Origin of the sequence: Ammoniphilus oxalaticus (assembly GCF_003609605.1) — a bacterium.
GTDB classification, from domain to species: Bacteria; Bacillota; Bacilli; order Aneurinibacillales; family RAOX-1; genus Ammoniphilus; species Ammoniphilus oxalaticus.
Map to the genome: position 1 here is coordinate 475,691 of NZ_MCHY01000006.1, position 17,365 is coordinate 493,055.

The following is a 17,365-nucleotide window of genomic DNA, read 5'->3' on the forward strand; positions in this document are numbered from 1 at the left end:
ACGAGGCCTTGAAATGTTCCGATTATAGGGAAGAGCATGATTATCTTCTGATGATATAATTGAAAATGAGCAGGAAAAAAGACTCTCTACTCTTGAGAGTCTTCTAAGCCTTTTTTAATAAGCGCCCGAATGGCGTCGTTTCTTGTGCGAATATCGTTATCAAGCTTGTACTGTGTGATTTCCTCGACCATGGCGCCAGGCAACATCACAAGCGCGCCGGTGACTCCACTTTTTCTCGACATGTGCTCACCTCTACCTTAAGTATGACACATATAGTCATGAAATGCAAGTTTTGGGCTAGATCTATACCTTTTAGGGTATTGAAATTCGTGAAGTTTTGCGTTAATAAGCAGCAGCTGAACGTGACGAAAATTAAAAATAAAACATATGCTAATTGGTAAGCTATGGAGTAATACGGAACAAAAGTAAACGATAAAAGGGTGAATAGGATGATGTACTTTTTAGCGATTGTGTTGCCGCCTGTTGCTGTGTTGTTATGTGGAAAACCATTTCAGGCAGTATTGAATTTTATTTTAACGTGCTTCTTCTGGTTTCCTGGGGCGCTCCATGCGATCTTAGTCGTCAAGGATAAGAAAGATGACAAACGAATGAAAAAGTGGCAGTAAAGCCGAAAATAGAGAGAAAGTTGGTCGTTTCGATCAATTTTATTATTTTGAAGAAAACAGGAGGGATGGACATGCTTTCCGTTACAACTTTCACGCGTAAGGCATCGAATGTAGAGACCGCGACATTTGGGATGGGCTGATTTTGGGGACCTGATGCTCGGTTCGGGCAGCTACCTGGTGTGATTCGGACGCGCGTAGGTTATGCGGGAGGATCAACCGACAATCCGACTTATCGCAACATAGGGGATCATTCGGAAACAATTCAGCTCGACTTTGATCCAACCCTGATTTCATTTGAAGAGATCGTGGAATTGTTTTGGAAACATCATAACCCCCTTTATGAAGGACGCCCGCGTCAATACCTTTCCATTTTATTGTGTCACAATCCATTGCAAGTAGAGCAGGCGCAAAGTAAAAAGGTGAAATGGGAACATATCTGGGGCGGTTCGATTCAAACTGAAATTACTGCTTGCCGTTCCTTTACGCTTGCTGAGGATTATCATCAGAAATATTATTTGAAAAGGTATAAAGCGGCAACGGAAACACTCCTTCGGCTATTTCCCGATCACGCTGCTTTTATTGATGCTACGTTAACCGCTCGCTTAAACGGATTTGTCAAAGAATTTGGATCGTGGAATGAGATCAAAGCTGAGATCCGACAATGGGGCCATAGCGAACGCGCGAAAATCGCCTTATTAGGCGAGTTGGACCATTTACGTTGGTAATGGCTATTGGAAGTCATTTCCTGTCGGAGCGGCTCGAAAAAACAAAAAACAAAGATTGGTGGAGAAAACGTGAAATAATTTATGGAAAACATAAAATTTAAACGGGATTCTATCCTGTTATCGAGGTAGCATTTTATCGTATTAAAGTGGTAGACTAAGTAAAGAGCAGATAAATTACTATTTTATAGGGGAGCTAGACAAATATGAAGAGAGTAACATTCATAGGCTTTATTTTTGCAATGATTTTAACTGTGTTTACAGGATGTTCCAGTTCGAATTCTACCACTGGATCGAACGCAGATCCTGGAACGCCAAACGAAAATACGGAAGCGCCCGCAGATGGCGAAGCGAAAAAATTGGTGATTGGTGTCGACGACAAGTTTGCTCCGATGGGTTTTAGAGATGAGCAAAATGAACTAGTCGGTTTCGATATCGATTATGCGCGAGCGGCTGGTGAAAAAATGGGCTATGAAGTGACCTTCCAACCGATCGACTGGAAAGCGAAAGAATCCGAATTGAACAGCGGTCGCATCGATCTTATATGGAACGGTTATACGATTACAGATGATCGTAAAGAAAAGGTGTTATTTACGAAGCCGTATTTAAAAAACACGCAAGTGGTTTTAACAAAAGCGGATTCCGAAATCTCGAAGCTTGATGACTTAGCGGGTAAAGAGGTCGGACTGCAAGCATTATCTTCGGCATTGGACGCGTTAGAGGCGAATGAGATCAGTTCCGAAGTGAAGAAAGTGACCGAGTTCACAGACAACGTATTAGCTTTGGCTGACTTGAAAAACGGTCGCGTCGATGCGGTCGTCATCGATGAAGTGGTGGCTCGTTATTACATGTCCAAAGAAGAGGACACATTCAAGTTGCTTGAAGAATCACTTGCTCCGGAAGAATACGGAGTCGGTGTGAAACAAGGTAATGAAGAATTATTGAACGAATTACAAGCTGCGCTGGACGCATTAAATGAAGATGGAACAGCGGCGGAAATCTCCACAAAATGGTTTGGAGAAGATAAAGTATTGAAAAACGACTAATTTCACGTTTTAGTCGAGATTTCTAAATAGATACAAATTTGTTAAAACAAAGACGGATCGAATTATTGATCCGCTTTTGTTTTTAGGAGAATCAAATCATGAGCATAGACTATCTCATTATGATCACGAAGCCGATGTTGCAAGGCGCCCAGATGACGGTATTGCTATTTTTTGTGGCAATCCTCACTTCGCTGCCGTTAGGGTTTATGTTTACGTTAATGGCCAGAAGCGCCTTTAAACCGTTTGCTTGGATCGCTAATTTTTACATTTATATCATGCGTGGAACACCGCTTTTGTTGCAGTTGCTGTTTGTATGTTTTGGTTTGCCGATCTTGCCAGTCGTTGGCGAATACTTGGTGATGGACCGTTTTGTCGCTGCTTGCGTCGCTTTTATTTTGAATTACGCGGCTTACTTCGCGGAAATTTTCAGAGGCGGGTTGCTCGCGATCGACAAAGGGCAATATGAGGCGGCTCAGGTTCTCGGTTTAAGCCGATGGCAAACGACGAGAAAAATCGTCGTTCCGCAAATGTTTCGAATCGCGCTGCCAGCTGTATCCAATGAATCGATTACGTTGGTCAAAGATACGGCGCTGTTGTATGCGGTCGCTGTTCCCGAGTTGTTGCACTTTGCTCAAACAGCTGTTAACCGTGATTTTACAATCGTCCCTTTTTTCGTGGCGGGAATTATTTACTTACTGATGACCTTGTTGTTAACGCTGTTTTTTAAACAGTTAGAAAAAAGATACAGGTTCGAATAAAGGGGGGGTGGAAAAGTGTCGCTGATTCAAGTTTCTCAAATGAAAAAATCGTTCGGCTCGCTCGACGTGTTGAAAAATATCAATTTTGAAGTGGAAAGAAGCCAGGTTGTCGCCGTGATTGGCCCGTCAGGCTCCGGGAAAAGCACGATGCTTCGAAGCCTCGTTCATCTGGAACAAATCGATGGCGGCAGCATTTGTGTGGAAGGGGACTACCTGGCCAAGGATGGCGTCTATGCCAACCATCAAACGTTAAAGCGCATTACATCAAAAATGGGCATGGTTTTTCAACACTTTAACCTGTTTCCCCACTTTACGGTAAAAGAAAATTTAGAGCTCGCTCCGAAGTATGTAAAGCGCGCTTCGGCTGGGGAAATCCGTCATAAAAGCGCGGATCTGCTAGAAAAAGTGGGACTTTCCGATAAAGCGAACGAATATCCGTCCAGGCTCTCCGGCGGTCAAAAACAACGTGTTGCGATTGCGCGGGCGTTAATGATGAGCCCAGCAATTCTATTGTTCGATGAACCTACTTCCGCGCTCGATCCCGAGTTGACGGGGGAGGTTTTGCAGGTCATTAAACAGTTAGCCGAAGAAAATATGACGATGGTTGTTGTAACCCATGAAATGGGTTTTGCCAGGGAAGTAGCCGACCAAGTTTTATTTATGGACGATGGTGAAGTTGTCGAGGCAGGTCCTCCACAACAATTATTTACAAACCCTCAACATAAACGGACGCAAGCTTTTCTCAACACGATTTTAAAGTAGTAGCCGAGGAGCAAGCGCGTTACGCCTTGCCAAAAACGAGCGGAGTAGGCTAAAGTTTAGTGTAGAAAGCTATTACTATCAAGTTATCTATGAATCGGAGGTCATACTATGAAAAGTCCATTAGAATATACGGTGTTGCAGCCAGCTAACGCGCAACCAGATAAAAAATACCCTGTCATTTTTGTGATGCACGGTAGAGGCGCAAATGAACACGACCTTCTTCCATTGGTGGAAGAGTTGCAAAATGATTTTATCATTTTTGGAATTCGCGGTGATGTGCCGGAAGGACCTGGGTTTGCCTATTTTACAAATATTAGCCACGGTAATCCAGATCGAGCGTCATTTGACCGTTGTATTGAAAAGCTACAGGGTGTCATCGACTATGCGGCCAAAACGTATCCCATCGATACAAACTATCAATATTTGCTCGGTTTTAGCCAAGGCGCCATTTTATCGATGTCGTTAGCGGTTGCGATGGGGAACAAGATCAAAGGAATCGTCTCGATGAACGGGTATATTCCGACATTTGTGAAAGAAGACTATCCAGCGGTCCCGGGTGAAAACGTATCGATTTATCTTTCCCATGGAGAAGTGGACCATGTCTATCCGTTAGAACATGGCTTGGATAATAAGCAATTTTTTGAAGGCCGAGGCAACAAAGCGCATTTTTCTTCTTACCCAGTCGGGCACGGCATCACCCCAGGGAATAGGGATGAATTCGTAAAGTGGCTTTATGATGATGTAGCCGCTAAATAGGACGTACATACATGAGTGATGCACCGAGCAGCCAGGCGTTGAATACGTCTGGCTTTTTTCAATCGGATTCATCGTCCTTTTAAAAGTTTTTAGCAGCTCCCGCTCGTTGGAAAATTGTAATAAATTATTTGTTGTATAACATATATCAATATGATAGAGTCGTTTATGGGTATTAACAAAAAAGAGAGTGAGATGGATAGAATGAAAAGATCGACAGTGATTCGATTATTATCAGCAGTTGGACTAGCGATGGTTTTACTCGTAGGTTGCTCAAACGAACCGACAGCGAAACCAAACGATGCAACTGGAACGGATCAAGAAACGACGAAAGTCGCCGAGATCAAAACGATGACGGGTGAAGAGCTTGTAAAACAAAACTCTGATAAGGAAAAAGACAAAGTACTCATTATTGATGTTCGTTCCCCTGAAGAGTATTTAGCAGGTCACATTCCACACGCGATTAATATGAATGTGGATAGTTTTGAAACAAGAATCGGCGAGCTTGAAGATCTTAAAGACTTCCCAATTATCACGTATTGCAACACCGATAAGAAGAGTAGCCAAGTGGCCGAAATTTTAGTTAACAATGGCTTTACAGATATTACGAACGCCCCTGGCGTGAAACAATTCGATTATGATCTCGTTACTTATCAAGACGTTAGAGGCGCAACATTTGAGAAGTTTATCGATGATTTTGAGGATATCGTTATTGTCGATTCACGTCCAGCGAAGCAAGCAGAGGATGAAGGCATGATCGAGGGAGCGATTAACGTTCCGTTTGATACTGTAGCAGAGAACCTGGATAAATTGCCAAAAGACAAAATGATTGGTTTGTACTGTAATACAGGCACGAAAAGCGCTGAAATGGCCGCTGAACTGGAGAAACTCGGCTATACGAATATCATTAACTCAATCGATGGAGTGAAAGAATATCCTTTTACATTAGTGAAATAAACCATACAAAACCCCTTTGAGTATCGCTCAGAGGGGTTTTTGCTTGTTGTTCTGTTTAGCGTGATCCGTAGTAGTAGGACATGATCCGTCTGTACATCGTTTTATCTTTTAAGCGTCGAAAATACGTTTTATCAGGAGAAAAATTAGCCTCAATAATCCACACTTTCCCTTGTTCATCGATACCCATATCAATCCCTACCGTTCGGATGCGATAATACTTCTGCAGGCGATAGACGGTTTGGAGGGCGAGCCGATGAATTTGTTGGTTAATCTTGTCGTACGATGCTCTTCTAATCGAAGCTTGCTGAACAGCGGTCCGCAACGGAAGCGCTTTTCCTTTACTTTCAACGATATTCGTAATGAAAAAACCTGAGCCTGCGACTTTAGCTAAGATCCCTGTCACGACCCATTCTGAATTTCTTTTTCGCTGGACCATCACACGAAGATCAAAAGGTCTTCCGTTAATCTTCGCTAGTTTTATGCCTTGCTGAGCGAGATACAAACCCTTCGCTTTACTTTGCGCAAATTGATAAGTGGGCAGGAGCCCTTGAATTGTTTTTTGATATTTTCCATAGTGCACTGCGTATCGTCGTTTGCCCATAGAAATAATTTGCATAACCCCAACCCCGCCTGAACCAGACGACGGTTTAACGACAATGCGGCCGTATCGATTTAGAAGAGAACAAAAACTTTCCTTTGTCATTTTTTGAGTGTGTGGGAGTGATGAAACCAAATCTTTAGACATCATGAGGAATTTGTGTTTCGTAAGTTTGCCTAGGCTATTAGCCATGCTCGTTCCTCCCTTTTCAAGAATCAACACATTAATTTAGTGTATGTCCCGACAAAAGGAATGACTGGGTAGATGAAGTGGTCTAGAATGATTTGTGCGGGTGACCTTAAAAGGGTGGCTGCTAAGGGATCAATGTAGCGGTTTGTAGCGCAAGGAAAAATGGGAAGTGTGATGAGGAGAGAGAAAAGCTGGGCGAATTGGAACGCTCAGCAGAGCGTGTAGATCTTGTTGGCAAGAGGTCGAAATCGCCCTTACACTCAAGGGGACTTTATACAGATTCAGCTACCTGTTCTCGCGCCAGTGACACATCAGCTTCGACTCGATCCAAACGGACGGCGGCATGATCTTGACGGCGCTCCAAGCGTTCGATTCGATCATTGACTAACTTATCGAATTGAGCGGAGGCGTCCTTTTTAAACTCGTCAAGCTTGTCTTCTAGCAGTATAAATTTAAGTTCCGCTGTATCGAAACGGTGATTCATTTGTGATCTTGTATCTTTTAACTCTTGTTTTAATGTTTTCATATCGCTCTGCAATGTCTTTACGTCACCTTGCATCGTTTTCATATCAGCTTGCATGACTTTTACGTCGCCTTGCATCGTCTGCACATCAACACGCAACTTTTTTATTTCATCAAGCAACAAATCGAATTTTTTATCATCCATTATGAGTTACCTCCTTTTTTATTATAGCTGACAAGGTCATTATACATGAACTAGTTGTTAAATAAAATAGATTTTCACTTAAAATTGTTTCAATCATCATCGTTAATCTTTTATAATGGAAGCCAACATGTGAGACGATCTTTCGAAGATTCGTACATAAAAAACAGAGGTGTTTACGTGAATAGAAGACCAACATCATGGGCTACGACAACGATGGAAACGTTTCAATGGTTTGTGTTCCTGCTTGCGAGCTCGGTGGCTTTGCCGATTGTGATCGGATCGATTTTCCAGTTAAGTTTCACGGAAGTTGCAGGATTGATGCAACGGACGTTTTTCGTTGTGGGACTAGCTTCGCTGTTGCAAGGATTGTTCGGGCACCGCTTGCCAATTATGGAAGGACCGGCGGGGATATGGGTTAGTATTTTCTCCGTTATGGCGGTAACTGGACTCCATAGCGGTTCATCCTATGCGGACACGCTTCGCTCGTTGGAAACAACGATGCTCATGACCGGCTTATTTTTATTTTTGTTTGGAATGTTTAAAATCTCGCAAAAAATTTTACCGATTTTTACTCCCTTGGTGACGGGGAATTTCTTTTTGTTGCTGACCGTTCAATTAAGCGGAACATTTCTCAAAGGGATGTTGGGCTTGCAGAGTGGTTCATCGATGATTCAATTGACTGATGCGCTGCTCGCGTTTATCACCTTTGTGATCGTGCTCGGATTGTCTCAATTTGGTAGAGGGTGGCTGAGGAACTACGCCGTTTTCATCGGTATTATCATCGGTTGGATTGCGTATGCGCTGCTTATTGGCGGTCAATCCGCTTCTTCAGAAAGGATTTTACTATTTTCCTTCCCTGAATGGTTCGCGTTCGGAAGGCCAACATTCGATCTGAGTGTGATTCCAATCGCTTTTATCACTGCGATTATTTCCATTTCCAATATCGTCGCATCAATTGTTGCTGTCAGCCAGACGTTAGGCGTAGAATATGACGATCAAAGTCAAAGTAAGCAAGTCAATCAGGGCACGATGATTTCAGGGCTAAACAATGGATTAGCCGGTTTGTTCGCGGCGATTGCCAATGTACCGCTGGCTACTTCCGCAGGGTTTATCGCCTTAACAGGACAAAAACGGAAAAGACCTTTTATTTTTGCGACGATTTTGTTAATATTTATCGCGTTTTTTCCACCGATTGTCAGCTTTGTTTCCAGTATTCCTAGCCCGATTGCTAATGCCGCTTTGATGGCCTCATTTATTCAATTGGTCGGGCTGGCGATTCATAATTTGAGTTTAGCGCCGTTGGATTCAAGAAAGATTATGATCGTCGGCGTCTCTTATTTAATCGGAATGGGCGCGATGTTTTTACCCACCGATGCGTTCGCAAATTTGCCTTCGATCGCTCAAAATTTGCTGAGTAATGGGCTATTAGTGGGCACGGGCTTGGTGATTTTGTTGGAGCAACTGTGGCGTGTTGGAAAAGAGGGGGCGCGAGTGGGAAAACGGTAATCTGAAGGCGATCGCTCATCGCAAATGAAAAAGCCCACGTTCGATTAGTGGGCTTTTTCTCATTACGATAGTAAGTAAATATCTTTATGCGGTGGTTTATCTAATTTTTCTTTGCGTAATCGCCCCTCGTCAACCAGCTCGGCCAGATATTGTTCAATTTGTTCGTGGCTGTCACCGAGTAAATCCGCCATACGCACACTTGAAATCGACATGTGTTTCGGATCGTGTGTAGAGGAATGAATGGCGGTTTGCGCAATTTCAAATAAACGTTCTTTATTCATTGTTCTATCATCCTTTTCTAAAATTTCGATTACACTTAGGATGCCCCAATCTTACTCGTTTTGTTGTATTTTCAAGACTAATCGATACGGGTGCGCTATAAATGAACTATTCAACCTACAAGCAGGAGCTGATTTTTTGCGAACGGTGTATATCTTTTTCATTTTACTAGGTGTTGCTTTTTCCGTCGGATACATCAATAACAAGAGTAAAGACACGATGGTTTTGTTAGATGAACCGATCGCTTCAGTGGCCGTGTCGCGGTCGAACGGATCGGGTGATATGAACTTAAATTTGCTCGCTTCTTTTAAAGATGAAGCAACGAAGGCTATGTTTAAAGAGGCGATTACATCAGCTAAAAAGGGCGTGTCAAAGTTTGCTCAAACAATGCCAGATTATGACGTAATGATCAAATACAAGGGCGGCCTTCCGATTCACGCGATTCATTTGTGGTTGGGAGAGAAAAACGAACGAAGCGTCTTAGTTTATATGACGGAAGATCAAGAGGCGTTTTTGACCACTTCCAAAGCGACTAATCAGTTAAGAAAAGTTCTACTTGAAGAAGAGCGCAATTAAAAGGAGATTTAGCATGATTGAATTTATATTGTTTATTATCGTTGTCCAGTTGGCGCTGATTCTATCAAAAATAGATAAGCTTGTTTCAGGGAAAAGTAATGTTTCGATGTCGAAGTGGAGTTGGCGGATCGATCGACGACCGCCGCGCAAGGATGAGTATCACTAACACGTTAACATTGACATGGCGGGTATAGTTCGATATTGTGATGTATCAAATGAAAGATTAAACGGAAATATAAAACGTCCAGAGGAGCGTCGATTGTTGCGTCAGGTTATGATGCAGGATCTTACGCAATCCTTTCGCAAATATAATTAGCCTGCTAATTAAACCTGAGAGGGGTAAGTTAAAAATGGGAGTATCTAGTGACTTAAAATTATCAATTTTAGATTTAGCGACGGTTTGGAATGGGGAATCAGCGACAGAAGCATTGCAAAATTCCACCGAACTTGCTCAATTGGCCGATCGGTTGGGGTATACGCGGTATTGGTTTGCGGAGCATCATAACTCGAAGCATCAGATGAGCACTTCGCCTGATTTGCTTGCGGCGCACGTGGCGGCAGTCACGGATACGATTCGGATCGGTACTGGCGGAATTATGTTACCGAATCATAGTCCGCTGAAAGTCGCTGAGAATTTTTCGCTACTGGAAGCTTTACATCCTGGCAGAATTGATCTTGGCCTTGGCCGCGCGCCAGGGACGGATGGACTGACAGCGTTGGCATTGCGACGCTCAAGATCAAGAACGGCGCTAAGTGGCGAAGATTTTCCGGAACAACTTGCTGAATTGCTTGCCTATTTTTCAAAAGATTTCCCTGAAGACCATCCCTTCAAAGAGATTACGGTTTCACCAGATGAAAAGTTGAGACCCGACTTTTATATGCTCGGATCTAGCGATGGCGGGATGCGTTTTGCGACACATCACGGACTCGGTTTTGTGTTTGCGGCGCACATTTCACCTCATCTAGCAATTCCTGTGCTGCGGTCTTACCGAGAACGTTTTCAGCCGTCTGTGTTTTACAGCGAACCGAAGAGCGCCTTGTCAATTATTGTAATTACCGCGGAAACGGAGGAAGAAGCGCGGCAATTAGCAGGACCTGCTGAACTACAATGGGTACGATGGGGAACGGGACAATTTAAATTTGCGCCGCCAACGTTAGAAGAAGCAAACGCCCACGTGTACACGCCGCAGGAAGAAATGGTCAGAGAACAAAATAAAGATCGATTCGTGATCGGTAGTATCAAACAGGTGGAAAAAAGATTGAGGCAACTGGCGGAAGAGGCGCAGGTCGATGAAATTATGATTCCAACGATGCTCCCTGAAAAACAGTCGCGCCATCGTTCGTTTGAACTGTTGGCGGAGGCGTTTGGACTGAAAAGGCGGTAAATAGCGTGAAAGCGTTGATAGATAAACAACAAACTTTTTTTGCGACAGGCGAGACCCGCTCCATTCAATTCCGCTTGAGAGTGCTAGATTCATTGGGTAAGATGATCCGTTCTTATGAACCGCAAGTGACAAAAGCTTTGCAAGAAGATTTAAACAAAAGTGAGTTTGAGGCGTACACGACGGAAATTGGTTTTTTGTTAGAAGAAATTCGGTTCACGCGTAAACACTTACAAAAGTGGACTCGACGGCGGAGGGTCAAATCATCGCTGCTACAACTCGGCTCAAAAAGCTATATTTATCCGGAACCGTATGGCGTTGCATTGATTATTGCGCCTTGGAATTACCCGTTTCAACTCGCGATTGCCCCGCTGATAGGGGCGCTTGCGGCGGGGAATTGCGCGGTGATTAAGCCGTCGGAATGGACGCCCGCAACATCGCGGTTGCTAGCGCAAATAATTAGTGAGACTTTTCCAGAAGATTACGTTGCCGTTGTTGAAGGAGCAGTTGAAACAAGTCAAGCGTTGCTTGAGGAGAAGTTCGATAAAATCTTTTTTACGGGGAGTGTGGCAGTCGGAAAAAAGGTGATGGAAGCCGCCGCAAAAAATCTCACGCCCGTTACTCTTGAATTGGGCGGGAAAAGCCCTTGTATCGTTCACAAGGACGCAAATTTACCGTTAGCAGCGAAGCGGATTGCGTGGGGCAAGTACTTGAATGCAGGGCAAACGTGTGTTGCGCCAGATTACGTGTACGTTCATAGAGACGTTAAAGAGCAATTTTTAACCTTGCTAAAGCAGGCGATTACGGCATTATACGGGGATGATGTTTTGCGAGGTGACAGCGGATTCACGCGGATTGTGAGTTCACAGCATTTTGAGCGGCTCGTTGCCTTGTTGGGTGACGGAACTACGATTCATGGCGGTCGTTTTGATTCCAACTCTTTGGCGATTGAACCCACCATACTTGACGGGATTACATGGGATCATAAGATTATGGTGGAAGAGATCTTTGGACCGATTTTGCCGATCCTTGCTTACACAGATGAATCGGGTCTGATCGCGGCGATCAATGCTAGGCCGAAGCCGCTTGCGCTTTATCTTTTTACGGAAAGTGATGCGTTTCAGGCCGAAATTATAGAAAGCATCTCTTTTGGTGGCGGCTGCGTTAACGATACGCTTTATCATTTAACTTCGCCCTATCTTCCTTTTGGCGGGGTGGGAGAAAGCGGAATCGGCGCTTATCATGGCAAAGGGAGTTTCGATGCTTTTTCCCATGAAAAAAGTGTGCTGAAGCAGACGACTGCTTTTGATATTCCTTTCCGCTATCCGAATCATAAGCATGCGTTAAAATGGATCAAACGATTACTCAAATAAAAAAAGCTGTAATGGGTCTTGATAAGTCCTCTGCAGCTTTTTTATATTTTTTAAGCGGCGGTTCCTTCTTGCTCTTCATCTTTTTTGAATCTCCTTTGAAAAGCAACGACAATGACGATGATTAGCAAAGCGGCGACCGCTGTAAACAAGTAGATCGGTTGATATGCCGCATGAGCTGCTTCCGCAAATGCTTCCAACAGCGCTTGCTGAATTTGTGGATCTGGAATAATCGACACCGCAGTCTGGAGGTCTTCAGCTCCAGCTAGACGCTCCATTTGGCCGCGAAATTCGGTTGGAATCTGAGTTGGATCGATGCCAATCACTTGTAATTTTTCAGGAATGATTCGTCCCAGTTGACCAAATCCGTTTTGAATAAACGTCGCAAAAATCGTCGGTGAAAGGGTCAGACCAATTTGACGCGCGACGGAAAGCGTTCCAATCGCAGATCCTTTTTGTTCACCGGCCGCGTTGGAAGTCAAGACAGTTAGGGGAGCGCCAAGGAAAAAGCCAAACCCGATTCCTGCGAACGTTGAAAAGAGGATGAACATCGTCTTTGTGTCGGTAAAGGCCAATCCAATGAACCCGATGATTGAAATGATTCCTGACAGGACTAATGTTGGAATTGCGCCCCGTTTGTCAACTAAAACGCCACCGCCACCCGCTCCGATTCCTGCCGCTAATGCTAACGGTGTCATCCAATAGCCCGATTTTGCCGCGGACACCCCCAATATTTGCTGGGCAAACGAAGGGATGAAGATGATCGACCCAATGAATGTTCCTGTCAATAAACCCATGATCATCGTCAACGTAAACGTCGGCTTTTTCAAAAGGGAGTAGGGAAGAATCGGATCAAACTCAGTTCCCATTTCATTTCGCTTCTCCACCCAAATCAACAGAGCAAATAGGAGAACGGCTAACACGAGCAACCCGAAAACGCTTAGATGAAGCATACTTTCAAGTAGATTGCCTGTTGATAAGTTGTTCAGAGCGAACATCACACTTAGGATCGATAGGGAAAGCAACGTAATCCCAAGGAAATCGATTTTAGATAACTGATGTCCTTTTGTCTCTTGCAATGAAGTTATCCCTAAAATGACTAAACCGATGCCGATCGGGGCATTGATTAGAAATAACCAGTGCCAATTCCCCGTCCAATCGATTAAAAAACTTCCAATGTTCGGTCCAAGCAAGGAGGCAATTCCGTTCATGCCGCCGAGCATTCCTAGCATACTGCCTTGTCGTTCTTTGGCTACTGTACTTAATACATGCGAACTGGCGATGATGAAAATTCCACCGCCACCTAACGCTTGCAACAACCGAGCCGCTAAAAAGAAACTAAACGTCGGACTCAAAGCGACCGCTATTGAGCCAATTGTAAAAATAGCGACTTCGATCAGAAATAACTTTTTTCGACCATAACGATCCGCCAATTTTCCAACAATCGGTGTTGTGACCGCCATCCCCAACGCATACAGTGTAATTCCCCATGAGCCTTGCGTCGGTGAAACTTCAAAAGAAGTATTGATCGTTGTTAAGGCCGCGCTAATAATTCCATTGTCCAGAGCCGCCATAAAAACGCCAATCATCAAAACGATAAAACCTAGATTCACCTCTTCACCCCATTTTGCCTTTTCTTTATCTTTCCAGTATAGCGCTGAAAACGGGACTGTATTCAATCAGTTGCTGTGATTAGGTAGCTTAATAATTTTTTTGGTCCAAGCGAGGTGATCAAGGCATGATGAGTTTTTTGACGGGAAAATAAAAAATAAGTTGTGATAAAAGTATTCTTCTTTTAAAGTGGGGGTTGTGGTGTACATAAAATGAAGTGTCCTGAACATGTTAAAAATGGACGCGTTGTTTAAGCTTTCATGCTACTTGGCGAATCTAACCGTTGAGTCCAATATAAAAAAGTGATGAGGTGGAAGGAGGCGCGAAAAAGGTATGCATGCTTTTTTGAAATTTGCGGTTATAACGATATTTATTGTGATGTTTATGTTCGCATTTATAAAGGATTTTAAAAGGTGGGATCACGGTCGGATCAGTCTGATTGGATTAATCATGGAAACGCTCCTGGCGATTGGGTTAATCGCGTTTATAATCGGGATTTTTTTAGCCTCCCCTGTTATAAAAGTGCTCGGTATTTTCATCGTTCTGATCGGCGCTATTGTAAGAACGTTGCGAATGGCGAGTAAAGAAACAAAGTAAAATTCAAGCAAATTATTCGTGTGTTCGTCTTATCCCTTCCGTTAGCGGGACTTTTACTGTACTTTGTTTATGAAAAGTAGCCTTCGATGGCTACTTTTTTTGTTTACATCTCGATACACTCACATCTTGCAACATAGGAGGACTGGTCAGTTGCTGCAATGGCATATTCGACCATTAGAGTCGTCAGCTGGATATGGTGAAACCTGCAACGGGAGATTTGACCACTGCATCCAAGTCCCATCACCTGGGATCGATTTTACCTTTATGCAATGGCATTTTCAGCCGCTAGAGCCCGCGTTCTTGGACTACGGATCTTGCAACGGTCAAATCGACCGCTACATGGATGCCTCCAATCACGTGATCTGTGAGTTCGTGATCCCCAACGATCACCTCTGACATGTTCCATCCACATGACATACATTCCACCGATTTCTACAACCACTAGGTGAGATTCCTCACATTGCGCCCGTCAGATCGTTCCCATCGATTCCCTAATGAAATCCACCGCCAATCCGTGATAAGTTACAACATGTCACTTCAGAAAAACGAACGAATTTATGAAATAGAAAGTTGAGGAAGAAATGACATGCAAATAACAAAACGAATGAAATTAACATCTGTTATGTCGACAGTCGCTCTACTCGCAAGTTTGATGACACCACTTGTTGTAGATGCTGCGGCGACGGTCAGTGTAGTCGGCGCGCAAGCTGTCAGTATGAGCGCGACGAGCGATGATTATAAAAGTTTAGGACAATTGAAAATTGAAGTTCCGATTACAGATATTAAGACGGGTGATTTTTTCATTGTAAGATTGCCGGCGGATTTTAAGCTAAACATTCCAGCGGCAACAGATGACACTGTCGATATCGCTGCGGCTACGATTACCATGCCAGATGGAACAACCGCGCGATTAATGCAAACAGTGAGCCCATCCGATCCGTGGAACGACGAGGTTAGCGAGCATCTGGCTGTCTATCAAACGCATTCTAATGAGATGAAAGTCGTTGTGAAAAATGCGGACAAAGCGCCTAATGGCGGGTCGGATGCGAATACCATTATAAAAATTAATCTTGGGAGCGTGTATGTCCCTGGCAGCTCGGCTGGGAAGATTGAGGCGATCATTGAAACCCAACCTGGCAGCGCCTTTACGAATGAAAAGGTAACATTGGCCACGAAAGGAACAGGTATTGTTGACGTATCTGTCGATTCGGTGAAGACGATTCCAGAAAGTGGCGAAGCGGCGCTGGATACGATTCGTTTTAAAGAAGATAGCCCAGGGGCGCTAACAACGGGTAGTCGTTTAAAACTGACGTTGCCATCAGGTTTCGAGTGGAAAGAAAATGAATATCCGCTTCATTTTATTTATGGGGATAACGATGCGGTAGCGAAGTTAAGCGCCACACGCGGCGCGGATCGACGCGAACTTGAAATCCAAGTTCCTGTAACGACGAATGCGGCAAGTTATTTCACGTTAAAAGATGCGGTGATTACGGTTGGCGATGATAAGTTAGCCGCTTACGGAGCGATTTCTGTAGAACTGAGCGGTACAAGCAAAATGAGCGAAAAATCATTAGTGGTTGGTAAGTATGTGAAATACGAAGCGACGATTCGTGTTGGAGAGGTCAAGAACGTGCTAGCCGGTCGAGCGGGGGCCGCAGATCCTGAGCATACTGAAATTGGTCAGTTGGTCATTGAAGAACAGGCGCCAGGATCACTCCGAGCAGGCGGTTCGATTCGAGTCCGTTTAGACAATCGCGTGAAATGGGCGGTTGATTCCGATCGAAAACTCGTTCAAGCGCCTCGTCTGAATACATTTTTATCCGATCTGCAAGGGTTAGAATTAGCGGAGTGGGAGCTTGTCGATGATCAAACAATTTTGACCTCGGTTAAAACGACATCGCAAGGAACCAAAGGCGGTAAGCTTGTTTTGGAAAAAGGGTTGGTCGATGTGGCCGCAGACGCTACATCTGCTGATGTGAGCGCGACTATTAGCGGTAATGCGGGCGCGTCCGGCAATGCGGGAGTGATTGCGAACGTAGTTGCTCCGCTTCGCTTATCCGTTCCAGACGCGACATTGAAACCGGTTCAAGCCGGTGTGCAAGATCGAACGATCAGTGATTTGATTGTCGAAGAACAGCTCGCGGGCGCGATTGATAGCGCGGGAAGAGATTCATTTATTCGCTTGACGTTCCCTGCAGGGGTCAGACCGAATATGCCGGATTCAGATCAAATTCAGATCGACGGAGACCTTGCCCTTGATACGGCGAATCCAATCATTGATAAAGATGAATACGGACGTTGGTATTTGCAATTGGCTACGTTAGCGGCGAGCTCAAAGCCGTCTACAATTACCTTTAGTGGGTTAAAAGTAACGGCGGACCGAACAGTTGCCGAAGGCGAAATGCGTATTGAGTTAGGTGGTTCAATGATTCAAACAGGCGGAGCGATTACAAACAGTTTCCCTCAAACGGATACAGTGGGGAGTATCGGGGTGGCGAATGTCGTGGTGCCGACGAATGGGACGATTATGAACTCTGTGAGCTTTGTGATCGGTTCTAATTCCTATATGGTTAACGATGTTGCCAAAAAAATCGATGTCGCCCCATTTATCGATAAGCATGGACGTACGCTTGTGCCTGTGCGAGCGGTAGCGGAAGCGTTTGACGCTGTCGTCGGATGGGACCCGCAAGATGGGAAAGTAACCATCCTTAAAGGGGGCAAAGCGATTTCAGTTATCGTCGGTAGCTATGTGATGAACGTGAATGGCGTATTTATTCAAAACGATAGTCCAGCAATTAATAAAAATGGACGTGTATTTTTACCGGTTCGCGTGATTGCCGAAGCTTTCGGAGCAAAAGTAAATTGGGACCCGCAAACTGAAACCATCTATCTAAACTAAACACAGCAGCAGGTTCAGAAAAACAGCTCGTTTTTTTGAACCTGCTGTTTTTTTGTTTACTCTATTT

General features: G+C 44.2%; 18 protein-coding genes and 1 pseudogene. 14 read left to right on the top strand and 5 right to left on the bottom strand.

The window, feature by feature from the left end:
- Positions 1 to 86: 86 nt before the first annotated feature.
- The gene (locus tag BEP19_RS17540; RefSeq protein ID WP_170145253.1) at positions 87 to 242 is read right to left on the bottom strand and encodes a hypothetical protein; all 156 of its coding nucleotides are present in this window, start codon (positions 240 to 242) and stop codon (positions 87 to 89) included.
- A gap of 207 nt (positions 243 to 449) precedes the next feature.
- Between BEP19_RS17540 and BEP19_RS04375 the strand changes: the two genes are divergently transcribed.
- The 7 genes and pseudogenes from BEP19_RS04375 (at position 450) to BEP19_RS04405 (ending at position 5,624) form a co-directional block, all read left to right on the top strand.
- A complete protein-coding gene (locus tag BEP19_RS04375; RefSeq protein ID WP_120188598.1) occupies positions 450 to 626 on the top strand; it encodes a YqaE/Pmp3 family membrane protein in 177 nt (58 codons plus the stop codon).
- Positions 627 to 778: 152 nt separating this feature from the next.
- Positions 779 to 1,351: pseudogene (locus BEP19_RS04380) on the top strand (peptide-methionine (S)-S-oxide reductase MsrA); the annotation flags it as partial.
- A 203-nt stretch (positions 1,352 to 1,554) separates the two neighbouring features.
- Positions 1,555 to 2,394, top strand: coding sequence for an amino acid ABC transporter substrate-binding protein (locus BEP19_RS04385; RefSeq protein ID WP_211329307.1), 840 nt, complete (start codon positions 1,555 to 1,557; stop codon positions 2,392 to 2,394).
- A 98-nt stretch (positions 2,395 to 2,492) separates the two neighbouring features.
- A complete protein-coding gene (locus BEP19_RS04390) occupies positions 2,493 to 3,152 on the top strand; it encodes an amino acid ABC transporter permease (protein WP_120188599.1) in 660 nt (219 codons plus the stop codon).
- Positions 3,153 to 3,167: 15 nt separating this feature from the next.
- Positions 3,168 to 3,914: an amino acid ABC transporter ATP-binding protein gene (locus BEP19_RS04395; protein ID WP_120188600.1), complete on the top strand. Its 747-nt coding sequence runs from the start codon at positions 3,168 to 3,170 to the stop codon at positions 3,912 to 3,914.
- Positions 3,915 to 4,022: 108 nt separating this feature from the next.
- Positions 4,023 to 4,670, top strand: coding sequence for an alpha/beta hydrolase (locus tag BEP19_RS04400; RefSeq protein ID WP_120188601.1), 648 nt, complete (start codon positions 4,023 to 4,025; stop codon positions 4,668 to 4,670).
- Between the two features lie 192 nt (positions 4,671 to 4,862).
- Positions 4,863 to 5,624, top strand: a complete 762-nt coding sequence (locus tag BEP19_RS04405) for a rhodanese-like domain-containing protein (protein ID WP_170145254.1) — start codon at positions 4,863 to 4,865, stop codon at positions 5,622 to 5,624.
- A gap of 55 nt (positions 5,625 to 5,679) precedes the next feature.
- Here BEP19_RS04405 and BEP19_RS04410 read toward each other — a convergent pair whose 3' ends face one another.
- Complete coding sequence (locus BEP19_RS04410; RefSeq protein ID WP_120188603.1) at positions 5,680 to 6,414, bottom strand: YheC/YheD family protein; 735 nt, start codon at positions 6,412 to 6,414, stop codon at positions 5,680 to 5,682.
- Positions 6,415 to 6,682: 268 nt separating this feature from the next.
- The gene (locus BEP19_RS04415) at positions 6,683 to 7,078 is read right to left on the bottom strand and encodes a hypothetical protein (RefSeq protein ID WP_120188604.1); all 396 of its coding nucleotides are present in this window, start codon (positions 7,076 to 7,078) and stop codon (positions 6,683 to 6,685) included.
- 177 nt (positions 7,079 to 7,255) lie between these two features.
- Here BEP19_RS04415 and BEP19_RS04420 point away from each other — a divergent pair, with 177 nt between their 5' ends.
- Positions 7,256 to 8,584: a purine/pyrimidine permease gene (locus BEP19_RS04420; protein WP_245983341.1), complete on the top strand. Its 1,329-nt coding sequence runs from the start codon at positions 7,256 to 7,258 to the stop codon at positions 8,582 to 8,584.
- A 62-nt stretch (positions 8,585 to 8,646) separates the two neighbouring features.
- Here the strand turns inward: BEP19_RS04420 and BEP19_RS04425 are convergent, their stop codons facing one another.
- Complete coding sequence (locus BEP19_RS04425; RefSeq protein WP_120188605.1) at positions 8,647 to 8,865, bottom strand: hypothetical protein; 219 nt, start codon at positions 8,863 to 8,865, stop codon at positions 8,647 to 8,649.
- A gap of 145 nt (positions 8,866 to 9,010) precedes the next feature.
- Between BEP19_RS04425 and BEP19_RS04430 the strand changes: the two genes are divergently transcribed.
- The 4 genes from BEP19_RS04430 to BEP19_RS04440 all read left to right on the top strand — a co-directional run bounded on the left by BEP19_RS04430 (position 9,011) and on the right by BEP19_RS04440 (position 12,194).
- A complete protein-coding gene (locus BEP19_RS04430) occupies positions 9,011 to 9,439 on the top strand; it encodes a YhfM domain-containing protein (RefSeq protein WP_483963284.1) in 429 nt (142 codons plus the stop codon).
- Positions 9,440 to 9,452: 13 nt separating this feature from the next.
- Positions 9,453 to 9,605, top strand: coding sequence for a hypothetical protein (locus BEP19_RS17545; protein WP_170145255.1), 153 nt, complete (start codon positions 9,453 to 9,455; stop codon positions 9,603 to 9,605).
- 184 nt (positions 9,606 to 9,789) lie between these two features.
- A complete protein-coding gene (locus BEP19_RS04435) occupies positions 9,790 to 10,824 on the top strand; it encodes an LLM class flavin-dependent oxidoreductase (RefSeq protein WP_120188607.1) in 1,035 nt (344 codons plus the stop codon).
- A 5-nt stretch (positions 10,825 to 10,829) separates the two neighbouring features.
- Positions 10,830 to 12,194, top strand: coding sequence for an aldehyde dehydrogenase (locus BEP19_RS04440; RefSeq protein WP_120188608.1), 1,365 nt, complete (start codon positions 10,830 to 10,832; stop codon positions 12,192 to 12,194).
- A 50-nt stretch (positions 12,195 to 12,244) separates the two neighbouring features.
- Here BEP19_RS04440 and BEP19_RS04445 read toward each other — a convergent pair whose 3' ends face one another.
- Positions 12,245 to 13,780 (bottom strand): MFS transporter, encoded by a 1,536-nt coding sequence (locus tag BEP19_RS04445; protein WP_120188745.1) that lies wholly within the window; start codon positions 13,778 to 13,780, stop codon positions 12,245 to 12,247.
- Positions 13,781 to 14,135: 355 nt separating this feature from the next.
- Here BEP19_RS04445 and BEP19_RS04450 point away from each other — a divergent pair, with 355 nt between their 5' ends.
- Positions 14,136 to 14,399 carry a hypothetical protein gene (locus BEP19_RS04450; protein ID WP_120188609.1) on the top strand — a complete coding sequence of 88 codons (264 nt, stop codon included), beginning with the start codon at positions 14,136 to 14,138 and terminating at the stop codon, positions 14,397 to 14,399.
- A gap of 586 nt (positions 14,400 to 14,985) precedes the next feature.
- Complete coding sequence (locus BEP19_RS04455; RefSeq protein WP_120188610.1) at positions 14,986 to 17,298, top strand: copper amine oxidase N-terminal domain-containing protein; 2,313 nt, start codon at positions 14,986 to 14,988, stop codon at positions 17,296 to 17,298.
- Positions 17,299 to 17,365: the final 67 nt, after the last annotated feature.

Coding starts and splice junctions, on each gene's coding strand:
- BEP19_RS17540 (WP_170145253.1), bottom strand. CDS start 242: ATGTCGAGAAAAAGTGGAGTCACCGGCGCGCTTGTGATGTTGCCTGGC.
- BEP19_RS04375 (WP_120188598.1), top strand. CDS start 450: ATGATGTACTTTTTAGCGATTGTGTTGCCGCCTGTTGCTGTGTTGTTA.
- BEP19_RS04385 (WP_211329307.1), top strand. CDS start 1,555: ATGAAGAGAGTAACATTCATAGGCTTTATTTTTGCAATGATTTTAACT.
- BEP19_RS04390 (WP_120188599.1), top strand. CDS start 2,493: ATGAGCATAGACTATCTCATTATGATCACGAAGCCGATGTTGCAAGGC.
- BEP19_RS04400 (WP_120188601.1), top strand. CDS start 4,023: ATGAAAAGTCCATTAGAATATACGGTGTTGCAGCCAGCTAACGCGCAA.
- BEP19_RS04405 (WP_170145254.1), top strand. CDS start 4,863: ATGGATAGAATGAAAAGATCGACAGTGATTCGATTATTATCAGCAGTT.
- BEP19_RS04410 (WP_120188603.1), bottom strand. CDS start 6,414: ATGGCTAATAGCCTAGGCAAACTTACGAAACACAAATTCCTCATGATG.
- BEP19_RS04415 (WP_120188604.1), bottom strand. CDS start 7,078: ATGGATGATAAAAAATTCGATTTGTTGCTTGATGAAATAAAAAAGTTG.
- BEP19_RS04425 (WP_120188605.1), bottom strand. CDS start 8,865: ATGAATAAAGAACGTTTATTTGAAATTGCGCAAACCGCCATTCATTCC.
- BEP19_RS17545 (WP_170145255.1), top strand. CDS start 9,453: ATGATTGAATTTATATTGTTTATTATCGTTGTCCAGTTGGCGCTGATT.
- BEP19_RS04435 (WP_120188607.1), top strand. CDS start 9,790: ATGGGAGTATCTAGTGACTTAAAATTATCAATTTTAGATTTAGCGACG.
- BEP19_RS04445 (WP_120188745.1), bottom strand. CDS start 13,780: ATGATTGGCGTTTTTATGGCGGCTCTGGACAATGGAATTATTAGCGCG.
- BEP19_RS04450 (WP_120188609.1), top strand. CDS start 14,136: ATGCATGCTTTTTTGAAATTTGCGGTTATAACGATATTTATTGTGATG.
- BEP19_RS04455 (WP_120188610.1), top strand. CDS start 14,986: ATGCAAATAACAAAACGAATGAAATTAACATCTGTTATGTCGACAGTC.